Here is a 17,255-nt window from a genome sequence, read left to right as displayed (position 1 = left end):
CATGACGGACTTGGAAGACGCCCTGCTCCGGCTGGGCCGGTACCTGCGTCCCGGCAAGGTCTCCGATGACCTGCGGACGCTCCATCAGATCGGCGGGCGGCAGGGTGACGTCTTCTACCGGGACCGGTGGAGTCATGACAAGGTGGTGCGCTCCACCCATGGCGTGAACTGCACCGGCTCGTGCTCGTGGAAGGTCTACGTCAAAGACGGGATCATCACCTGGGAGGCACAGCAGACCGACTACCCCAGCGTCGGCACGGACCGGCCGGAGTACGAACCGCGCGGCTGCCCGCGCGGCGCCGCGTTCTCCTGGTACACCTACTCGCCGACACGCGTGCGCTACCCGTATGCGCGGGGCGTGCTGGTGGAGATGTACCGCGAGGCGAAAGCACGGCTGGGCGACCCGGTCGCGGCCTGGGCGGAGATCACCTCCGACCCGGTCAAACGCCGCCGCTACCAGTCCATCCGCGGCAAGGGCGGCCTGGTCCGGGTCACCTGGGACGAGGCCACCGAGATCATCGCGGCCGCGCACGTGCACACGATCAAAACCTACGGCCCCGACCGGGTCGCCGGATTTTCCCCGATCCCTGCGATGTCGATGGCCTCGCACGCCGTCGGCGCCCGGTTCGTCTCACTGGTCGGCGGATCGATGTTGTCGTTCTACGACTGGTACGCCGACCTGCCCGTCGCCTCGCCGCAGGTGTTCGGCGACCAGACCGACGTGCCCGAGTCGGCCGACTGGTGGGACGCGGCCTATCTGATGCTGTGGGGCTCCAACGTGCCGGTCACCCGTACGCCGGACGCCCACTACATGACCGAGGCCCGCTACCGCGGCCAGAAGGTCGTCGTGCTGGCCCCCGACTACAACGACGCGGCCAAGTTCGCCGACGAATGGCTCGCCCCGCACCCGGGCACCGACGGCGCGCTCGCCATGTCCATGGGCCACGTCATCCTGAACGAGTTCTTCGTCGAGCGGCAGACGCCCTACTTCACCGACTACGTCAAGCGCTTCACCGACCTGCCGTTCCTGGTACGGCTGCGCGAGCACGACGGGTCGTATGTCCCGGACAAGTTCCTCACCGCCGCCGACCTCGGCGAGGAGGGTCAGGAGGCGGCGTTCAAGACGGTGCTGCTGGACGAGCGGACCGGCGAGCCCGTGGTGCCCGGCGGCTCGCTCGGCTTCCGCTACTCGCCCGAGGGGCAGGGCCGCTGGAACCTCGACCTGGGCGACATCGACCCCACGCTGACACTGCTCGGCGAGGGGAGCGAGGCCGTGCCGGTCGCGTTGCCCCGGTTCGACCAGGCCGACGGCGGGGTGCTGCACCGCGGCGTCCCCACCCGGCGGGTGGGCGGCCAGCCGGTGACCACGGTCTTCGACCTGCTGCTGGCCCAGTACGGCGTGGCCAGGCAGGATCTCCCCGGCCAGTGGCCGACCGGGTACGACGACCCGGCGGTGCCGTACACGCCGGCCTGGCAGGAGACGATCACCTCGGTTCCGGCGGCCACGGCGACCCGGATCGCCCGGGAGTTCGCGGGCAACGCCGAGGAGTCCCGGGGGCGCTCGATGATCATCATGGGCGCGGGCACCAACCACTGGTTCCACTCCGACACGATGTACCGGTCCTTCCTGACGCTCACGACGCTGACCGGCTGCCAGGGCGTCAACGGCGGCGGCTGGGCGCACTACGTCGGCCAGGAGAAGTGCCGCCCGATCACCGGCTGGGCGCAACTGGCGTTCGGTCTTGACTGGGCGCGCCCGCCCCGCCAGATGATCGGCACGGCCTACTGGTACCTGCACACCGACCAGTGGCGCTACGACACCTACAGCGCCGACACCGTCTCCTCGCCGCTCGGCAACGGCGCCTTCACCGGGAAGGCGACCGCCGATCTGCTGTCGCAGTCGGCACGGCTCGGCTGGATGCCGTCCTATCCGACCTTCGACCGCAATCCACTCGACCTGGCGGACGAGGTGGCGGCCGCCGGGCGGGACGCGGGGCCGTACATCGCCGAGCAGGTCGCCTCGGGCCGGTTGGGCTTCGCCTGCGAGGACCCCGACGACCCGCGTAACTGGCCTCGGGTGCTGACCGTGTGGCGGGCCAACCTGCTGGGCTCCTCGGCCAAGGGCAACGAGTACTTCCTGCGTCACCTGCTGGGCACCGACTCCGCCGTACGAGCCGAGGAAGCCGGGCCCGAGCAGCGTCCCGCGGACGTTGCCTGGCGGGCGGACGCGCCGCAGGGCAAGCTCGACCTGCTGCTGTCGCTGGACTTCCGCATGACGTCGACGACGCTGTTCAGCGACATCGTGCTCCCGGCCGCCACCTGGTACGAGAAGCACGACCTGTCCTCCACCGACATGCACCCGTTCGTGCACGCCTTCAGCCCCGCCATCGACCCGCCGTGGCAGACCCGCACCGACTTCGCCGCCTTCCACGCGATCGCCAGGTCCTTCAGCGAGCTGGCCCGCACCCATCTGGGCGCACGCACGGATCTGGTGGCGGTGCCGCTCCTGCACGACACGCCGGACGAGCTGGCCAACCCGCACGGCCGGACCTGCGACTGGCGCGAGACCGGCGAGACCCCGGTGCCCGGCCGGAACTTCCCCAAGATCGTCACGGTGGCGCGGGACTACGCGGCGGTCGCGGCGAAGATGGCGGCCCTCGGGCCGCTGGCAGAGCGGCTCGGCGCCACCACCAAGGGCGTCACCTTCGATGTCAAAGCCGAGGTCGAGCGGCTCCGCCGCACCAACGGGACCGTGCGCGAGGGCGTCGCCGCGGGCCGGCCCTCGCTGGCCGGGGACGTCCAGATGTGCGAGACGATCCTGGCCCTGTCCGGCACGACCAACGGGCACCTGGCCGCGCAGGGCTTCGCCACGCTCGCCCACCGCACCGGAACCTCCTTCGACGGGCTGGCCGACGAGCACCGGCGCATCACCTTCGCCGACACCCAGTCCCGCCCGGTGCCCGTGATCACCTCGCCGGAGTGGTCAGGCAGCGAGAGCGGCGGCCGGCGCTACTCGGCCTTCACCATCAACGTCGAGCACCGCAAACCGTGGCACACCCTGACCGGACGCCAGCACTTCTACCTTGATCACGACTGGATGCACGAGGCCGGGGAGGCGCTGCCCATCTACCGGCCACCGTTGAACATGACGGCGATGTTCGGCGAACCGGGGGTCGGCGAAAGCAGCGAGCAGGGCATCACGGTGCGGTATCTCACGCCGCACTCCAAGTGGTCCATCCACTCCGAATACCAGGACAACCTGCTGATGCTCACCCTGTCCCGGGGCGGGCCGACCATCTGGATGAGCCCGGACGACGCCGCCAGGGTGGGCGTCCGCGACAACGACTGGGTCGAGGCGGTCAACCGCAACGGCGTGGTCGTCGCCCGCGCGGTCGTCTCCCACCGCATGCCCGCCGGGACCGTGTACATGTACCACGCCCAGGAACGGGTCGTGGACGTGCCGATCAGCGAAACCTCCGGCAAGCGCGGGGGCATCCACAACTCCCTGACCCGGCTGCTGATCAAGCCCACCCATCTGATCGGCGGCTACGCTCAGCTGTCGTTCGCCTTCAACTACCTCGGCCCCACCGGCAACCAGCGTGACGAGGTCACGGTGATCCGGCGCCGCTCGCAGGAGGTCGATTACTGATGCGCGTCATGGCCCAACTCGCCATGGTGATGAACCTGGACAAGTGCATCGGCTGCCACACCTGCTCGGTCACCTGCAAGCAGGCGTGGACCAACCGGGCCGGCACCGAATACGTCTGGTTCAACAACGTGGAGACCCGGCCCGGGCAGGGCTACCCGCGTACGTACCAGGACCAGGAGAAGTGGCGGGGCGGCTGGGAGCTGAACCGCCGCGGTCGGCTCCAGTTGAAGACCGGCGGGCGGCTGCGCCGGCTGCTGTCGATCTTCGCCAACCCGCTGATGCCGTCCATCGGCGACTACTACGAGCCCTGGACCTACGACTATGACCGGTTGTTTTCCGCGCCCGTCCAGCAGGACACCCCGGTCGCCCGGCCCACGTCGCTGATCAGCGGCAAGCCAACGAAGATCACCTGGAGTGCGAACTGGGACGACAACCTCGCTGGCGGCCCGGAGCTGGCGCCGGCCGACCCGGTCCTGAAGAAGGTGTCGGACCAGGTCAAGCTGGAGTTCGTGCGGGCCTTCATGTTCTACCTGCCACGCATCTGCGAGCACTGCCTCAACCCCGCGTGCGTGGCCTCCTGCCCCTCCGGGGCGATGTACAAGCGCTCGGAGGACGGCATCGTCCTGGTCGATCAGGACCGCTGCCGGGGCTGGCGGATGTGCGTCACCGGGTGCCCGTACAAGAAGGTGTACTTCAACCATCGCACCGGCAAGGCCGAGAAGTGCACCTTCTGCTACCCCCGCGTCGAGGTGGGCATCCCCACGGTCTGCTCGGAGACCTGCGTGGGCCGCCTGCGCTACATCGGCCTGCTCCTCTACGACGCCGACCGGGTGGCCGAGGCCGCGTCAGTGCAGGACGAGAAGGCGCTGTACGAGGCGCAGAAAAGCGTCCTGCTCGATCCGCACGACCCCGAGGTGATCGCCGCCGCCCGGGCGAGCGGCATCCCCGAGGATTGGCTGGACGCGGCCAGGCGCTCGCCGATCCACAAGCTCATCTTCGAGTACGGCGTCGCGCTCCCGCTGCACCCGGAATACCGGACCATGCCGATGGTCTGGTACATCCCGCCGCTGTCGCCCGTGGTCGACGTCCTCGCCGGGAGCGGCCACGACGGCGAGGACGCCGGCAACCTGTTCGGCGCCATCGACGCCCTGCGCATCCCCATCGGCTACCTGGCGGAGCTGTTCACCGCGGGCGACCCCGCCCCGGTGCGGAACGTGCTGCGCCGCCTCGCCGCGATGCGCTCCTACCTGCGCCGCGTCAACCTCGGCAAGGACCCTGACGAGTCGATCGCCAGGTCGGCCGGCATGACGGGCGCGCAGGTCGAGGAGATGTACCGGCTGCTGGCCATCGCCCCCTACGCCGAGCGCTACGTCATCCCCAAGGCTCACGCCGAGCAGGGCGCGCAGCTGGAGGAACTCGCCACCGGCTGCAGTCTCGACTACGACGGCGGCCCCGGCATGGGCGGCCCCTTCGGTGAGGCCTCCGGGCTGCCGGCGCCTGTGGCCGTGGAGAACTTCCACGCCCTCAAGGACCGCCAGGAGACCGGAGCCCTGGTCGATCCGGCCGACCGGGCAGGCCGGGTCAATCTGCTCAACTGGGACGGCAAGGGCCTGCCCCAGGGGCTGTTCCCGAAGCGGAAGGACAACTCGTGAACGCGCGCGCCGTCCATCTGACCGCCTCGATAACGCTGGGCTACCCCGACGAGCGGCTGATCGAGGCGTTGCCGCTGCTCGCCGGGATCGTGGCCGACCTCCCGCCGGGGGAGGCCGCGACCAGGCTGGCCGCCTTCCTCGACCACCTGGCCGCCACCCCGCTCCCCGACCTGACCGCACACTATGTGGCGACCTTCGACCTCAAGCGCCGGTGTTGCCCGTACCTGACCTATTACGCCTACGGCGACACCCGCAAGCGCGGCATGGCGCTGCTGCGTTTCAAGCACGCCTACCGCGCCGCCGGCTTCGAGATCGCGTGCGACGAACTGCCCGACCACCTGGCCGTCGTGTGCGAGCTGTCCGCGCGCGGTGCCACCGACCAGGCGGTACGGCTGCTCCGCGAGCACCGCGCCGGCCTGGAGACACTGCTGCACGCCCTGGAGGGCGAGGATTCGCCGTACGCCCACGTCGTCGCGGCGGTGCTGGCCACGCTCCCCGAACCCACCCTGCGCGAGCGCACCGCCGCCCTACGACTGGCCGCCGCGGGGCCGCCGGTCGAAGAAGTCGGCCTGGACCCCTACAGCATGCTCGGAGGACCACGATGAACACGGTGCTATGGGTGGTCGCCCCCTATGTTGCCCTCACGGTGTTCGTACTAGGCCACATCTGGCGCTACCGCTACGACAAGTTCGGCTGGACCACCCGCTCCTCCCAGCTCTACGAGTCGCGGCTGCTGCGGATCGGCAGCCCGCTGTTCCACTTCGGCATCCTGGTCGTCCTCCTCGGGCACATCGGCGGCCTCGTGATCCCCAAGAGCTGGACCGAGGCCGCCGGAGTGAGCGAGGAGGCCTACCACCTCACGGCCGTCGTGCTCGGCACGATCGCGGGCGTCTGCACGCTCGCCGGGCTGGCGATCCTCATCTACCGCCGCCGTACGGTGGGACCTGTCTTCACCGCCACCACCCGCAACGACAAGCTGATGTACGCGGTCCTCGCCCTGGTCATCGTGCTCGGCCTGGCCGCCACCGTCGCCGCCAACATCATCGGCGGCGGGTACGACTACCGCACGACGATCTCACCGTGGTTCCGCTCGGTCTTCTTCCTTCAACCGGAGAGCGAGCTGATGGCCGACGCCCCGGTGCTGTTCCAACTGCACGCGCTCAGCGCACTCCTGCTGTTCTCGATCTGGCCCTTCACCCGCCTGGTCCACATGCTCACCGCTCCCATCGGCTATCTCACCCGCCCTTACATCGTCTACCGCAGCCGCGACGCCCGCACTCCACAACGCGGCTGGGAACCCATCAACCGCTCCTGATCACGCCTGTCTCAGACGGCTCGGGCGATGCGGATGCGCGCGCTCAGCCGCGGCCCGGCCTCGTAGAACATGTACGAGACGCCGTCCTGGGTGCCGAATGACGGTGCCGCCACCCTGCCGTTGTCGGAGGCGATCCGAGGGCTCGGCGATCTCGCGGTGCCAGCTGGTCAGGTACGCGGGCGTCGGCGCGACGCTGGTCGCCGCGAGCCCGCTGGTCGCCGCGAGCCCGCTGGTGGCCACCGGCCCGGCGCTGGCGCACGACCATGACGACAACGACGGCAGGCGTGGCGACTCCCGCAACCGGGTGTGGCGCGCCGGCGACCACCACATCCACTCCGAGTCCAGCGGCGACTTCGACGCCTCCGTCAACCCGCCGAGGTTCAGCAAGGGCGCCGACGCCGTCTACCCGATCGTCACTAACGCGATCATGGCGAAGCACTTCGGCCTGACCTGGGCGATGTGCACCGACCACGGCGGTCCGACGCACTCGAAGGTGAACCTGGAGCAGGCCTACCCCGACCTGCTGCGCTCCCGCATCCTGGTGCCCGACGTGATCGAGTTCCTGACCGCCGCCAAGGGCATGGGACACAAGCCGCTGGTGATCGCCCACCACGCCGCGCGGTCCGCGACCGGCCTGGGTGTCTACGGGCAGGACACGCCCCGGGAGTTCCGCAACGGCAACAACCTCGCACCGGAGATCTACGTCGGCTTCGAGGGCGCTCCCGGCCACCAGGCGGGCCCGCTCAACGGCGGCGCCCGCGGCGGGTACGGCAACCACCCCACCTACGGCGGCTACGACCAGATGACCGCTCGCGTGGGCGGCCTGTGGGACTCGCTGCTCGGCGAGGGCCGGCGCTGGTGGATCACCGTGACCTCCGACTCGCACGTGCACTGGACCCGCGGCGGCTCCGACTTCTGGCCGGGCGAGTACAGCAAGACCTACGTGCTGGCCAGGCAGGACTACGGCGACATCATGGACGGCCTGCGCACCGACCTCTACGCCCGGGTCCGCGGCACCAGCACCGACGAGGCCGAACCCACCGCCGACGGTCTGGAGAGCCCGTGGGAGGACCTGTGGTTCTACTCCAACCCGGTCTTCGTCCAGGTCCGCTAGTCCCATGAGCAGGCGGCCTCTCCCGTGGCCCGGGGAGGCCGCCTTTTGGCGTGCTGGGGTCCCGATGGACCCGGAGCCCGCCTCCCCCAGAGGGGTCCTTCTAGGGGAAGGCGGGCGGCTCGGGGGTCAGGCGGGCGTGCAGGTCACGGCCGCGGGGACAGTGTTGGTGCCGGACCAGGTGCCGTTGAAGCCGAAGCCGCCGGTGGCGTTGACGGCGAGGGTTCCGTTGTGCCCGGCGTCGCGCACCGAGACGTTCGCGCCGGTCTGGGTGGGTGTGCCGTTCCACAGGTTGCTGATGGTCTGGCCGTTCGCGAAGGTCCAGCGGACCGTCCAGCCGGTGATGCCGACCGAGCCGGAGTTCCGCACGACGACCTCGCCGCCGAATCCGCCGGGCCACTGGTTCGTGATCCGGTAGGTGGCCACGCACGCCTTCGTACCCGGAGATGGGGACGGGGATGGCGACGGGCTGGGGCTGGGCGACGGTGACGGGCTTGGCGACGGCGAGGGCGAGGGCGAGGGCGAAGGGCTGGGGGAGGGTGACGGAGAGGGAGACGGGGACGGGCTAGGGGACGGGGAAGGCTGGTTGCCTGGGGGGTTGCCCCAGATCTTCGTGGTGCCCGACCACAGGGTGATGTTGTTCACGCGGACCGGCGTGGAGCCGGGCGTCGTGGACACCCCGGTGTAGGACCAGTCGTTCGTCGGGTCCCACTGCTTGGTGCTGGCGATCCGGAACTGCACCTCACGCCGGTGCTGCGACTGCCCGGCGGGGGCGATGATCTGCCCGGTGCAGTCGATGGTCACGTAGTAGATCCGGCCCGAGTGCTGGGCGATGCCCGACGGCGGGCGGCACTGGTTGTAGTTGGCCGTGATCGTGATGTCGGCGGGCTGGCTGTCGCCGTCCAGGGTGAAGTAGTAGCGGAACGAGCCGTTGCTCAGCACCCGCGCCGGCCACCCCGACTGGTTGCGCACCATCGTCTTGATCTCGGTGAAGTTGGTGCCCGCCGCGTTCACCGACGCCTCGACGAAGATCTCCGCCGGGTCCGGGGTCTCGGCGACCGGGAAGTTGGCGAGCGGGGTGCCGCCGAACTCGCCGTACAACCGGGCCAGGGCGCTGGTGAAACCGGCGTTGTAGTCGGTGGCGACCTCGTTCATCACGAAGTCGTCGCGCTTGTCGGTGTAGGCGTCGTTCGGGTCGGGCGGGCCGCCGACCAGCGCGCCGTACAGGGTGTGCCGGGTCTCGACCGGGTTGGTCATCTGGTCGGTCCAGGAGCCGTGAGCGGTGCGGTGGTGCGGGTTCTTGGGGGCGTTGGCGCCGAACCCGATCACGTACGACGAGTTGCGCGGGTTGTCGCCGAGCGCGTAGTCGATCTGGCGCTTGGCGAAGTCGTGGTAGCGGGTTTTGCGGGTGGCGTCGGTGATCGAGTCGCTGTGCACCAGCGCCGCGAACGCGGTGTTGGCGGCATACCGCAGCGAACCCCACCGGTCCAGCACGGCCTGCCCGCCCGGCGAGTACGCCACCTTCTGCCCGTTGACCCCGACCGTCCACCAGTCGAGCCACCGGTTGGCGTCGTCCAGATACTGCTGCTTGCCCGTGAGCTTGGCCAGCAGCACGTACGCCCCGTAGGACTTGTCATCCCAGGCGATCGTCCACTTGTACGACTTCGTGGTGCTCTGCGGCTCGGTCCCGAGGTTCGCGTACCCCGCCTCGGCCTTGGCCAGGTAGGACGCCTCGCCGGTGGCGCGGTAGAGCCAGAGCGCCCCCCACACCAGCTCGTCGTTGTAGCCGCTCCACGAACGGTAGTAGCCGCTCGCGTCGGTGATGCAGTCGCTGTAGGCCCTGCGGACCGTGTCGGCGAAGGTGTAGAGCTGCCGCGCGTGCGTGAGCAGCGTGTTCGCGTACGCAGGATCGGTCGGCCTGAACACCATCGAGGAGGCCGCCATCGCCGCCGCCGTCTCCCCGGCCAGGTCGGCCCCGCCGCAGCTGGCGTCGATCTTGTACGCCGGGCGGTTCATCGCCATCGCCTCAGCCGGACCCCACCAGGCGTGGTCCAGGCCACCGTTGCCCACCTGGCCGTACAGCACGTTCGCCGACGGGTGGGCCTTGATGAAGTAGTCGTTGACCCAGCGCAGGTTGTTCAGCAGGTGGGTCAGCTGGGTGCCGTACGAGGAGCGGTACTCCACCGCCCCCCAGGCCAGCATGGTCGTCGAAGCCGCCATCGGCAGGCCGAACTTGACGTGGTCGCCGGCGTCGTACCAGCCGCCGGTGAGGTCCAGGCCGACGTCCTGGCCGTCGGTCAGGCCCGAGTCGCCGCGCCAGCCGACGCGGTTCCAGCTGGGCAGATCGCCGGACTGCTGGGCCTCGTAGAAGAACAGGGATTTCTGCAGGGCTTCGCCGTAGTTGAAGACGGCGGCCGAGGCGGAGCTGGGCTGGAGGGTCGTGGCGGCGATCAGGGCCACCACCGCGACGCGGAGCGTTCGGCGCATCGGAGCGTCCTTACCGGTACCGGAGGGGGGTCAGGGGCGCGACAGCGGGTCAGGCGCCGTCGCGCCCCGGCTTTTGGGGGTAAGGAGGGCGGCGGCCGGTCAGGGACCGCCGCCCTCAGGCGGGATTAACCGTTCGGGAAGAGCCGCCCGAACTCGCCCATCGCCACGGCCACGTCCACCTGCGCCCAGAAGCGGTGGTAGTTGAACGTGGGTGCCGGGCCGGTGCCCTTCAGGAAGGCGTCGACCTTGGGCCAGTCGGGGTCGTTCTTCAGGAAGGAGCGGATGGAGATGAAGGTCGAGCTGGAGTTGATCGGGTCGCCGTTCGGCATCGTGCCGCTCCACCCGGCCGGGACGTAGACCGGGTCGTCGATCCGGTTGTAGTCCGCCTTCGTCTCCGGGACCGAGACGCCCTTGGCGTCCTGGAACTTCCAGACGCCGTCGAGGATCGCCTTGGCCATGTTCTTCGCGCCCGTATGGTTGGCCCGGGCGGCGTAGTACATCAGGACCTTCGCGTACGATCCGGCCACGCCCACGTCCGTGGTGTGGTCGGCGACCGTGACGTGCAGGCCGGGATTGGCGGGCGGCATGCCCGTGGTGGCCGACCAGTCGCCGGCCGGCTGCCCGGTCCAGCGCAGCGTCGACGGGATCTGGTAGGTGCCGTCGGCGGCGATCGTGGTGTTCGCCATCGCCCACGCCACCCACTTGTCCAGGATCGCCTTGGCGTCGGCGTTGCCGCTGGCGTTGTAGAGGGCCGCGACCCGCTCCATCGACCAGGCCTGGAAGCCGAACCACTGGTTGGACGGCGGGTCGTGGTAGACCGGCTGCCAGTCGTAGGCCATGCCGTGGAACTTGGGCAGCCCGGCCGGCGGGGCCGCGTAGTGGCCCTCCCAGCTGTTGGTGGCGCCGCCCGCGATCGCGCCCTCATCCGACTGCAGCCACTTGTAGAACTGCAGCTGGCGGGTGAGCGAGGTGGCCCAGTCGCCCGCGCCGGTGGGGCTCTTCGGCTTGAGCTCGGTCACGTTCGACAGCGCCCAGGCCGCCAGCGGGTTCTGGTATCCGGCGTGGTTGTGGCTGGAGCCGATCCGCCAGGCCCAGCCGGCCGAGCTGTCGGTCGCGCCGCCCCAGGCGTAGTACCAGGAGAGCAGGAAGTTGGAGCTGTCCTTGCCGGTGCCGGCCGGGCAGGAGGTGCTGGTGCAGCCCGGCTTCTTGAAGTACTTGTCGTACATGCCGTAGCGGAGGTAGTCGCCCATCTTGGCGGCCTTGGCGATGGTCGCCGAGATCTGCGACTCCTTGCCCTGGGCCTTCGCCCAGGTCTGCGCCCAGTAGGCCACCTGGACCGCGCGGGCGTCCGCGTCGGGGGCGTTGGTGTACTTCCACTGCTTGGCGTACGAGCCGTCCTTGATGAACAGGTCGAGGAAGCCGTTGGGGCCGCCGTGGCGGAAGGTGTCACAGGACGGCTGGGGGAGGGTCTCGAAGACCGACTCCTCCGGGCCGCGCTGGTAGGTGTTGATGTAGGCGGGCCTGGTGGTGCCGTCGCCGCAGCGGCCGAACTTGTAGGTGTTGTCGACGTCGAGCAGCCAGTGCATGCCGTAGACGTCGCTGGTGCCGTAGGCGGTCTTCAGCTCGTTGGCGATCGGGTCCACGCCGACCGAGACGCCCGACTCGATCTGGGTGGGATATTTGTTGATCTCGTTCCACTCTCCGGCGTACGTGGCGGGCTTGGCCGGGTTGTAGAAGGAGTTGGTGGGCTGGTCGGCGGTGGCGGGGATGATGTATCTCTCCATCGACGCCCACGCCGCGTTGAACTTGCTCCAGTCGCCGGTGACCTGGCCGTAGACCGCTTCCAGCCACAGGTAGTAGCTGTAGGCCTCCGACGTGGTCTCGTGGCCGTGGTCCGGCGCTTCCACCAGGAAGGTCTCGACCGAGTGGTACGGCACGCCTTCGGGGGAGAAGTATCCGTTGCCCGGGTCGTGCAGCTTGTTGTAGAGCGTGGTGAAACGCTGGACGTAGGCGTTGGTGCCGCCGGGCTCGTCGTCGGCCTCGGTGGCGGTCAGCGGGGTCGAGAAGTAGAAGACGCCGCCGGTGGCCGAGAAGGTGAACGTGGCCGAGCCGCCCGTGCTGTCGGCGTCCTGGGCCGCCGAGATGGTGACGTTCTGGGCGAGGTTCCAGTTGGCGGGGGTGAACGCCAGCGTCGTGGGCGCCGCGGACAGGTCGGCGTCACCGCCGCTCTGCTTGGTGACGGTCACGGTGACGTTCGAGTTCGGCTGGAGCGAGAGCTTCACCGCGGTCGTGGCGTTGCCGCCCTCCGGCACCACCAGCGAGGTCGGCGCCACCGAGACGAAACCGTCCGGCTGCGGCGACGGGCTGGGCGATGGGCTGGGGGACGGGCTCGGGCTTGGCGACGGCGACGGGCTCGGTGACGGCGACGGCGAGGGTGCTCCGCCGCAGGTCACGCCGTTGACCTTGAACGAGGTCGGCTTCGGGTTGCTGCCGGTCCAGGTGCCGTTGAAGCCGAGGCTGGTGGTGCCGTTCGTCGGCAGGCTGCCGTTCCACGGCATGTTGGTGGCGGTCACGCCGGTCCCGGACTGCGTCCAGTTGGCGGACCAGCCCTGCGTCAGCTGCTGGTTCGCCGGGAAGGCGAAGGTGAGCGACCAAGCGGAGATGGGGTCCCCGGTGTTCTTTATCGTGACAGCGGCGGTGAACCCGCCCTGGCCAGGGCTTGAAGTCCAGTCATTCGAGGTGTACGTGACGTCGCAGGCCACGGCGGCGGACGCGGGCGTCTGCGCCAGGCCGGTCAGCACGCCGGCACACATCGTGATCACGGCAGCCCACACGACGCGTCGCCGCGTGCGTGGGAGCGCTCCCGTTACAAGAGCTCTTTTGCGCATTAGTGAGGGTTCTCCAAAGTACGTCGGGGTGCATCGGACACGAAAAACCTGTTCGAACCAATGCGGATCGAGGTCCAGCTGGCCTTGATAAGATGGGAGCGCTCCCACATAGAATTGTCGGGAGCGCCTCGGTGATGTCAATCGGTCGTTGCCGAACATTCACGCCGCCGGGTCCGGCCTCCGTGAGGGGCGCACTCCGGGCTGGTCTTTTACCGGCATGGTCCCGCTGGCGGTTTTTTCCTGTGCTGAAACTTTCAACTGTTACCCGTGGGTTTCGCCGCCGTGAACGTGTCGCGGACCATGGGTCTCATGGACTTCGAGCTCGATGACGATCAGCGACTGTTCCAGCGCACTCTGCGCGCATTCGTCGACAAGGAGGTCATTCCGGTCGCCCCGGAATGGGAGCGAACCGGCCGCTACCCCGCCGAGATCATCTCCCGCTTCGCGGAGCTCGGCCTGTTCGGCATCACGGTCCCCGAGGAGTACGGCGGCCTCGATCTGGACCGGGTCTCCTTCGCCCTGGTCTTCGAGGAGATCGCCCGCGGCTGGATGGGCGTGGCGGGCGTGCTCGGCTCGCACACCCTCGCCACCTGGATGATCGCCCAGTACGGCACCGAGGCGCAGAAACGCGAATTCCTGCCCGAGCTGGCGGCGGGCGCACGGCGTACCGGAATCGCGTTGACGGAGCCCGGCGCGGGCACCGACCTGCAGGGAATCGCCACCCGAGCCGTCCGGGAGGGTTCCCATTACGTCGTGTCGGGCACCAAGACCTGGATCACCAACGCCCGGCACGCCGACCCGCTCCCCGTGCTGGTCAAGACCTCGATCGAGGAGCCCGCGCATCGGGGCATGTCGGTCCTGCTCGTCGACCAGGACCAGTTCACGGTCAGCCGGGATCTGCCCAAACTCGGCTACAAGGGGACGGAGACCTGCGAGGTCGTGCTGGACGGCGCGCGCGTGCCCGTGTCGCGGCTGCTCGGGGGGACCGAGGGGCGGGGCATGCAGCAGGTGCTGTCCGCGCTGGAGCTCGGGCGGATCAACATCGCGGCGCGGGCGGTGGGGGTGGCGCAGTGCGCGTACGACGCCGCGCTCGGATACGCCAGGGAGCGGCACGCGTTCGGGCAGCCGATCGCGGATTTCCAGGCGATCCAGCTCAAGCTGGCCGACATGGCGACCGAGATCCAGGCGGCCCGGCTGATGACCTACTGGGCGGCGACCCGGTCGGCGGCCGGTCCGGTCACCAGCGAGGCGGCGATGGCCAAGTACTTCGCGTCCGAGGTCGCGCTGAAGGCGACCATGGAGGCGATGCGCGTGCACGGCGGTTACGGCTACTCCCAGGAGTTCGTCGTCGAACGCCTCTACCGGGACGCGCCGCTGATGGCCATCGGCGAGGGCACCAACGACGTGCAGCGGCTGGTCATCGCCCGATCGCTGCTGTCAGGAGCGGCTAAGGTCGGCTGGTGACCGATTGTTTGTTCTGCGCCATCGCCAACGGCGACAAACCCGGATATATCGTCTTCAGGGATGATTCGGTAGCGGCGTTCCTCGACACCCGCCCGGTCTTCAAAGGCCACGTTCTCGTGGTTCCCCGCCAGCACGTCGAAACCCTGACCGACCTCCCCGCCGACCTGGTCGGCCCGTTCTTCCTCCGCGTGCAAACCCTGACCGGCGCGGTGGAAACAGGCGTCGAAGCCCGCGGTTCCTTCGTCGCCATGAACAACCGCATCAGCCAGAGCGTCCCCCACCTGCACGTCCACATCGTGCCGCGCAACCCGAAGGACGGCCTGCGCGGTTTCTTCTGGCCACGCATGAAATATGCCGACGACGCCGAAATCGAGTCGTACGCGGAGAGGATCCGCGCCTGCCTGGCGCCCGTGACGTTCTAACCTGAGCTGAGGCGGTAGAGCAGCTCGGGTCGTCCGACGGCTCCGTACTGGGGCACCCGGCGGGCGATGCCGGTCTCGATCAGGTGCTCCAGGTAGCGCCGGGCCGTCACTCTCGACACCCCGACCGAGGTGGCGACCGTCTGCGCCGACAGGCCCTCGGCGGCCTTTCTGAGTTCGGCGACCACCGCCTCCAGCGTCGGCTGGGTCAACCCTTTCGGCAGGTGGGAGCGGACAGGACCGCGCAACGCCGCGAGCGCGTCGTCGACCTCGCCCTGGCCGCTCGCCGTGCCGGAGGCGTCCACGGAGGAGCGGAACCGGGCGTACTGCCGGAGCTTCTCGGCCAGCGCGGCGAAGGTGAACGGCTTGAGCAGGTACTGGGTCACGCCCACCGACACCGCGGAGCGCACGACCGACAGGTCGCGGGCCGAGGTGATCACCATGACGTCGCAGAGGATGCCGGCGCCCCGGACGGCGCGGCATACCTCGAGCCCGTGCATGTCGGGCAGGTAGAGATCGAGCAGGATCAGGTCGACGGGCTGCCGCCGCAGGAACCGCAGCGCCTCCCCGCCCGAGCGGACCACCCCGGCGACCTGGAATCCCGGCACCCGTTCCACGTAGACGCGGTTCGCCTCCGCCGTGATCTCCTCATCCTCCACGACCAGAACGGAGATCATGTCCGGCCCTCCTCGGGGAGCGGCAGCCGTACCGTGAAGATCGCGCCCGGGCCCGCGGTCACCTCGATCGTGCCGCCCAGGCGGCGCACGGCCTGGGCGACCAGCGAGAGGCCGAGCCCGCGGCCGCTGCCCTTGGTGGTCCAGCCCCGCTGGTACGCCTCGGCCACGGCGGACGGATCAAGCCCCGGACCGCTGTCCGCGACCCGGATCTCGCAGACCCGGCCCGTCGCCTTCAGGCTCACCTCCACCCGCGCGGGCGGCATGCCGGACATGGCCGCGTCCACCGCGTTGTCGATCAGGTTGCCGAGGATGGCCACCAGGTCGCGCGTGTCCAGCCCGACGTCGTCGAGCTCGCTCTCCGGGCTGATGCACAGCTCGACACCGCGCTCGCCCGCCTGCGCCGACTTGCCGAGCAACAGGGCCGCCAGCACCGGCTCCCGTACCGTGGCCACCACCAGGTCGGTGAGTTCCTGCGCGGCCCTGAGTTCTTCGGTGGCGAACGCGACGGCCTGCGAGGGTTTGCCAAGCTCGACGAGAGTGATCACGGTATGCAGCCGGTTGGCCGATTCGTGCGCCGCCGAGCGGAGCGCGTCGGCGAAGCCGCGTTCGGCGTCGAGCTGCCCGGTGACCGCTTGGAGCTCGGTGTGGTCACGGAGCGTGACAACCGTACCGAGCGAGCGTGTCCCCGACCGCACCACGGAGGTGCTGACCACCAGCACCCGGTCCTCGGTCAGGTGGAGCTCGTCGCTGCGGTTCTCGCCGGACGCGAGCAGTTCGGTCAGCGACGGCGGCAGCCCGAGACCGGTGACCGGGCTGCCTTCTGCGTCCTCGGGCAGGCCGAGCAGCGCGCGTGCGCCGTCGTTGCACAGCGTGAGCGTGCCCGCGCGGTCCACCAGGAGCAGCCCTTCGCGCACCGCGTGCAGGATCGCCTCGTGGTAGTCGTACATCCGGCTCAACTCCGACGTCCCCAGACCGTGCGTCTGGCGGCGCAGCCGCCGCCCCACGAGGTAGGTGCCCGCCGTCCCCGCCCCGAGCCCCAGCAGCGCGGCGAGCCCCGCCGTCTCCACCTGGTCACGCAGCATCCCACTGATCTTCTCGACCGTGATACCGGCGCTGACCAGGGCCCGCACTCTCCCCGCGGCGTCCCGCACCGGTGTGATCGTCCGGATGGAGGGACCGAGGGTGCCGGTGTAGGTCTCACTGACCGTCCGCCCGGCGAGCGCGGGAGCGATGGTGCCCAGATAGCGCTTGCCGATCTCGCCCGGCCTGGGGTGGGTGAACCGGATGCCCTCCGGGTTCATGATCGTGATGAAGTCCACCTTGGTCTCCAGGCGAACCTTCTCGGCGTACGGCTGGAGGGTGGCCGTCGGGTCGGCGGAGCCGAGCGCGGCGAGCACGGACGGCGACCCGGCCACGCTCACCGCCACCGCCCTGGTCACCGCCGTGGCGTCGGTGGCGACCAGATCGCGCGCCTGGAAGAACGCCATCACCGTGCCGGCCGCCACGGTCACCACCACGACGACGATCTGGAGCGCGAGCATCTGCCTCGCCAGACTCCACTGCCGCATGCGCTCTCACTTCCTCACGGTCACT

At 69.6% G+C, this 17,255-nt stretch carries 11 protein-coding genes; 7 read left to right on the top strand and 4 right to left on the bottom strand.

The genetic code is table 11. The annotated features are described in order from the left end of the window. Position 1: 1 nt before the first annotated feature. From ABGB08_RS13030 to ABGB08_RS13010, 5 genes are all read left to right on the top strand, one after another. The gene (locus ABGB08_RS13030) at positions 2-3,649 is read left to right on the top strand and encodes a nitrate reductase subunit alpha (RefSeq protein WP_347589784.1); all 3,648 of its coding nucleotides are present in this window, start codon (positions 2-4) and stop codon (positions 3,647-3,649) included. Continuing rightward, complete coding sequence (gene narH / locus ABGB08_RS13025) at positions 3,649-5,301, top strand: nitrate reductase subunit beta (RefSeq protein WP_347589782.1); 1,653 nt, start codon at positions 3,649-3,651, stop codon at positions 5,299-5,301. Before ABGB08_RS13030 ends, narH begins: the two co-directional genes overlap by 1 nt. Further along, positions 5,298-5,906 carry a nitrate reductase molybdenum cofactor assembly chaperone gene (gene narJ / locus ABGB08_RS13020; RefSeq protein ID WP_347589780.1) on the top strand — a complete coding sequence of 203 codons (609 nt, stop codon included), beginning with the start codon at positions 5,298-5,300 and terminating at the stop codon, positions 5,904-5,906. Before narH ends, narJ begins: the two co-directional genes overlap by 4 nt. Continuing rightward, positions 5,903-6,616 carry a respiratory nitrate reductase subunit gamma gene (gene narI, locus ABGB08_RS13015; RefSeq protein WP_347589778.1) on the top strand — a complete coding sequence of 238 codons (714 nt, stop codon included), beginning with the start codon at positions 5,903-5,905 and terminating at the stop codon, positions 6,614-6,616. The genes narJ and narI overlap by 4 nt, the downstream gene beginning before the upstream one ends. Before the next feature lie 97 nt (positions 6,617-6,713). Then, entirely contained in the window at positions 6,714-7,730 is a 1,017-nt protein-coding gene (locus tag ABGB08_RS13010) for a hypothetical protein (protein ID WP_347589776.1), read from the top strand. A 126-nt stretch (positions 7,731-7,856) separates the two neighbouring features. Here the strand turns inward: ABGB08_RS13010 and ABGB08_RS13005 are convergent, their stop codons facing one another. Further along, positions 7,857-10,214 (bottom strand): glycoside hydrolase family 9 protein, encoded by a 2,358-nt coding sequence (locus tag ABGB08_RS13005; protein ID WP_347589774.1) that lies wholly within the window; start codon positions 10,212-10,214, stop codon positions 7,857-7,859. A 125-nt stretch (positions 10,215-10,339) separates the two neighbouring features. Further along, complete coding sequence (locus ABGB08_RS13000; RefSeq protein WP_347589946.1) at positions 10,340-13,027, bottom strand: glycoside hydrolase family 48 protein; 2,688 nt, start codon at positions 13,025-13,027, stop codon at positions 10,340-10,342. Between the two features lie 384 nt (positions 13,028-13,411). On the opposite strand from ABGB08_RS13000, the gene ABGB08_RS12995 reads away from it, so the two are divergent. Both ABGB08_RS12995 and ABGB08_RS12990 read left to right on the top strand, forming a co-directional pair. Further along, a complete protein-coding gene (locus tag ABGB08_RS12995) occupies positions 13,412-14,566 on the top strand; it encodes an acyl-CoA dehydrogenase family protein (RefSeq protein ID WP_347589772.1) in 1,155 nt (384 codons plus the stop codon). Continuing rightward, on the top strand, positions 14,563-14,988 hold the full coding sequence (locus ABGB08_RS12990; protein WP_347589770.1) for an HIT family protein: 426 nt from the start codon (positions 14,563-14,565) through the stop codon (positions 14,986-14,988). The genes ABGB08_RS12995 and ABGB08_RS12990 overlap by 4 nt, the downstream gene beginning before the upstream one ends. Here the strand turns inward: ABGB08_RS12990 and ABGB08_RS12985 are convergent. Beyond that, the gene (locus ABGB08_RS12985; RefSeq protein ID WP_347589768.1) at positions 14,985-15,662 is read right to left on the bottom strand and encodes a response regulator; all 678 of its coding nucleotides are present in this window, start codon (positions 15,660-15,662) and stop codon (positions 14,985-14,987) included. The genes ABGB08_RS12990 and ABGB08_RS12985 overlap by 4 nt on opposite strands. After that, complete coding sequence (locus ABGB08_RS12980) at positions 15,659-17,230, bottom strand: sensor histidine kinase (protein ID WP_347589766.1); 1,572 nt, start codon at positions 17,228-17,230, stop codon at positions 15,659-15,661. The genes ABGB08_RS12985 and ABGB08_RS12980 overlap by 4 nt, the downstream gene beginning before the upstream one ends. Positions 17,231-17,255 lie beyond the last annotated feature (25 nt).

The sequence above is a fragment of the Acrocarpospora sp. B8E8 genome, from assembly GCF_039871605.1.
In the GTDB taxonomy this organism is placed as follows: domain Bacteria; phylum Actinomycetota; class Actinomycetes; order Streptosporangiales; family Streptosporangiaceae; genus Acrocarpospora; species Acrocarpospora macrocephala.
The sequence above is the reverse complement of the archived record's forward strand: the minus strand, read 5'-3'. Positions and strand labels throughout refer to the sequence as shown.

Bases quoted from the DNA above. Each gene is read 5' to 3' on its own strand.
- ABGB08_RS13030 (WP_347589784.1), top strand. From the start codon at position 2: ATGACGGACTTGGAAGACGCCCTGCTCCGGCTGGGCCGGTACCTGCGT.
- narH (WP_347589782.1), top strand. From the start codon at position 3,649: ATGCGCGTCATGGCCCAACTCGCCATGGTGATGAACCTGGACAAGTGC.
- narI (WP_347589778.1), top strand. From the start codon at position 5,903: ATGAACACGGTGCTATGGGTGGTCGCCCCCTATGTTGCCCTCACGGTG.
- ABGB08_RS13010 (WP_347589776.1), top strand. From the start codon at position 6,714: ATGACGGTGCCGCCACCCTGCCGTTGTCGGAGGCGATCCGAGGGCTCG.
- ABGB08_RS13005 (WP_347589774.1), bottom strand. From the start codon at position 10,214: ATGCGCCGAACGCTCCGCGTCGCGGTGGTGGCCCTGATCGCCGCCACG.
- ABGB08_RS13000 (WP_347589946.1), bottom strand. From the start codon at position 13,027: ATGTGTGCCGGCGTGCTGACCGGCCTGGCGCAGACGCCCGCGTCCGCC.
- ABGB08_RS12995 (WP_347589772.1), top strand. From the start codon at position 13,412: ATGGACTTCGAGCTCGATGACGATCAGCGACTGTTCCAGCGCACTCTG.
- ABGB08_RS12985 (WP_347589768.1), bottom strand. From the start codon at position 15,662: ATGATCTCCGTTCTGGTCGTGGAGGATGAGGAGATCACGGCGGAGGCG.
- ABGB08_RS12980 (WP_347589766.1), bottom strand. From the start codon at position 17,230: ATGCGGCAGTGGAGTCTGGCGAGGCAGATGCTCGCGCTCCAGATCGTC.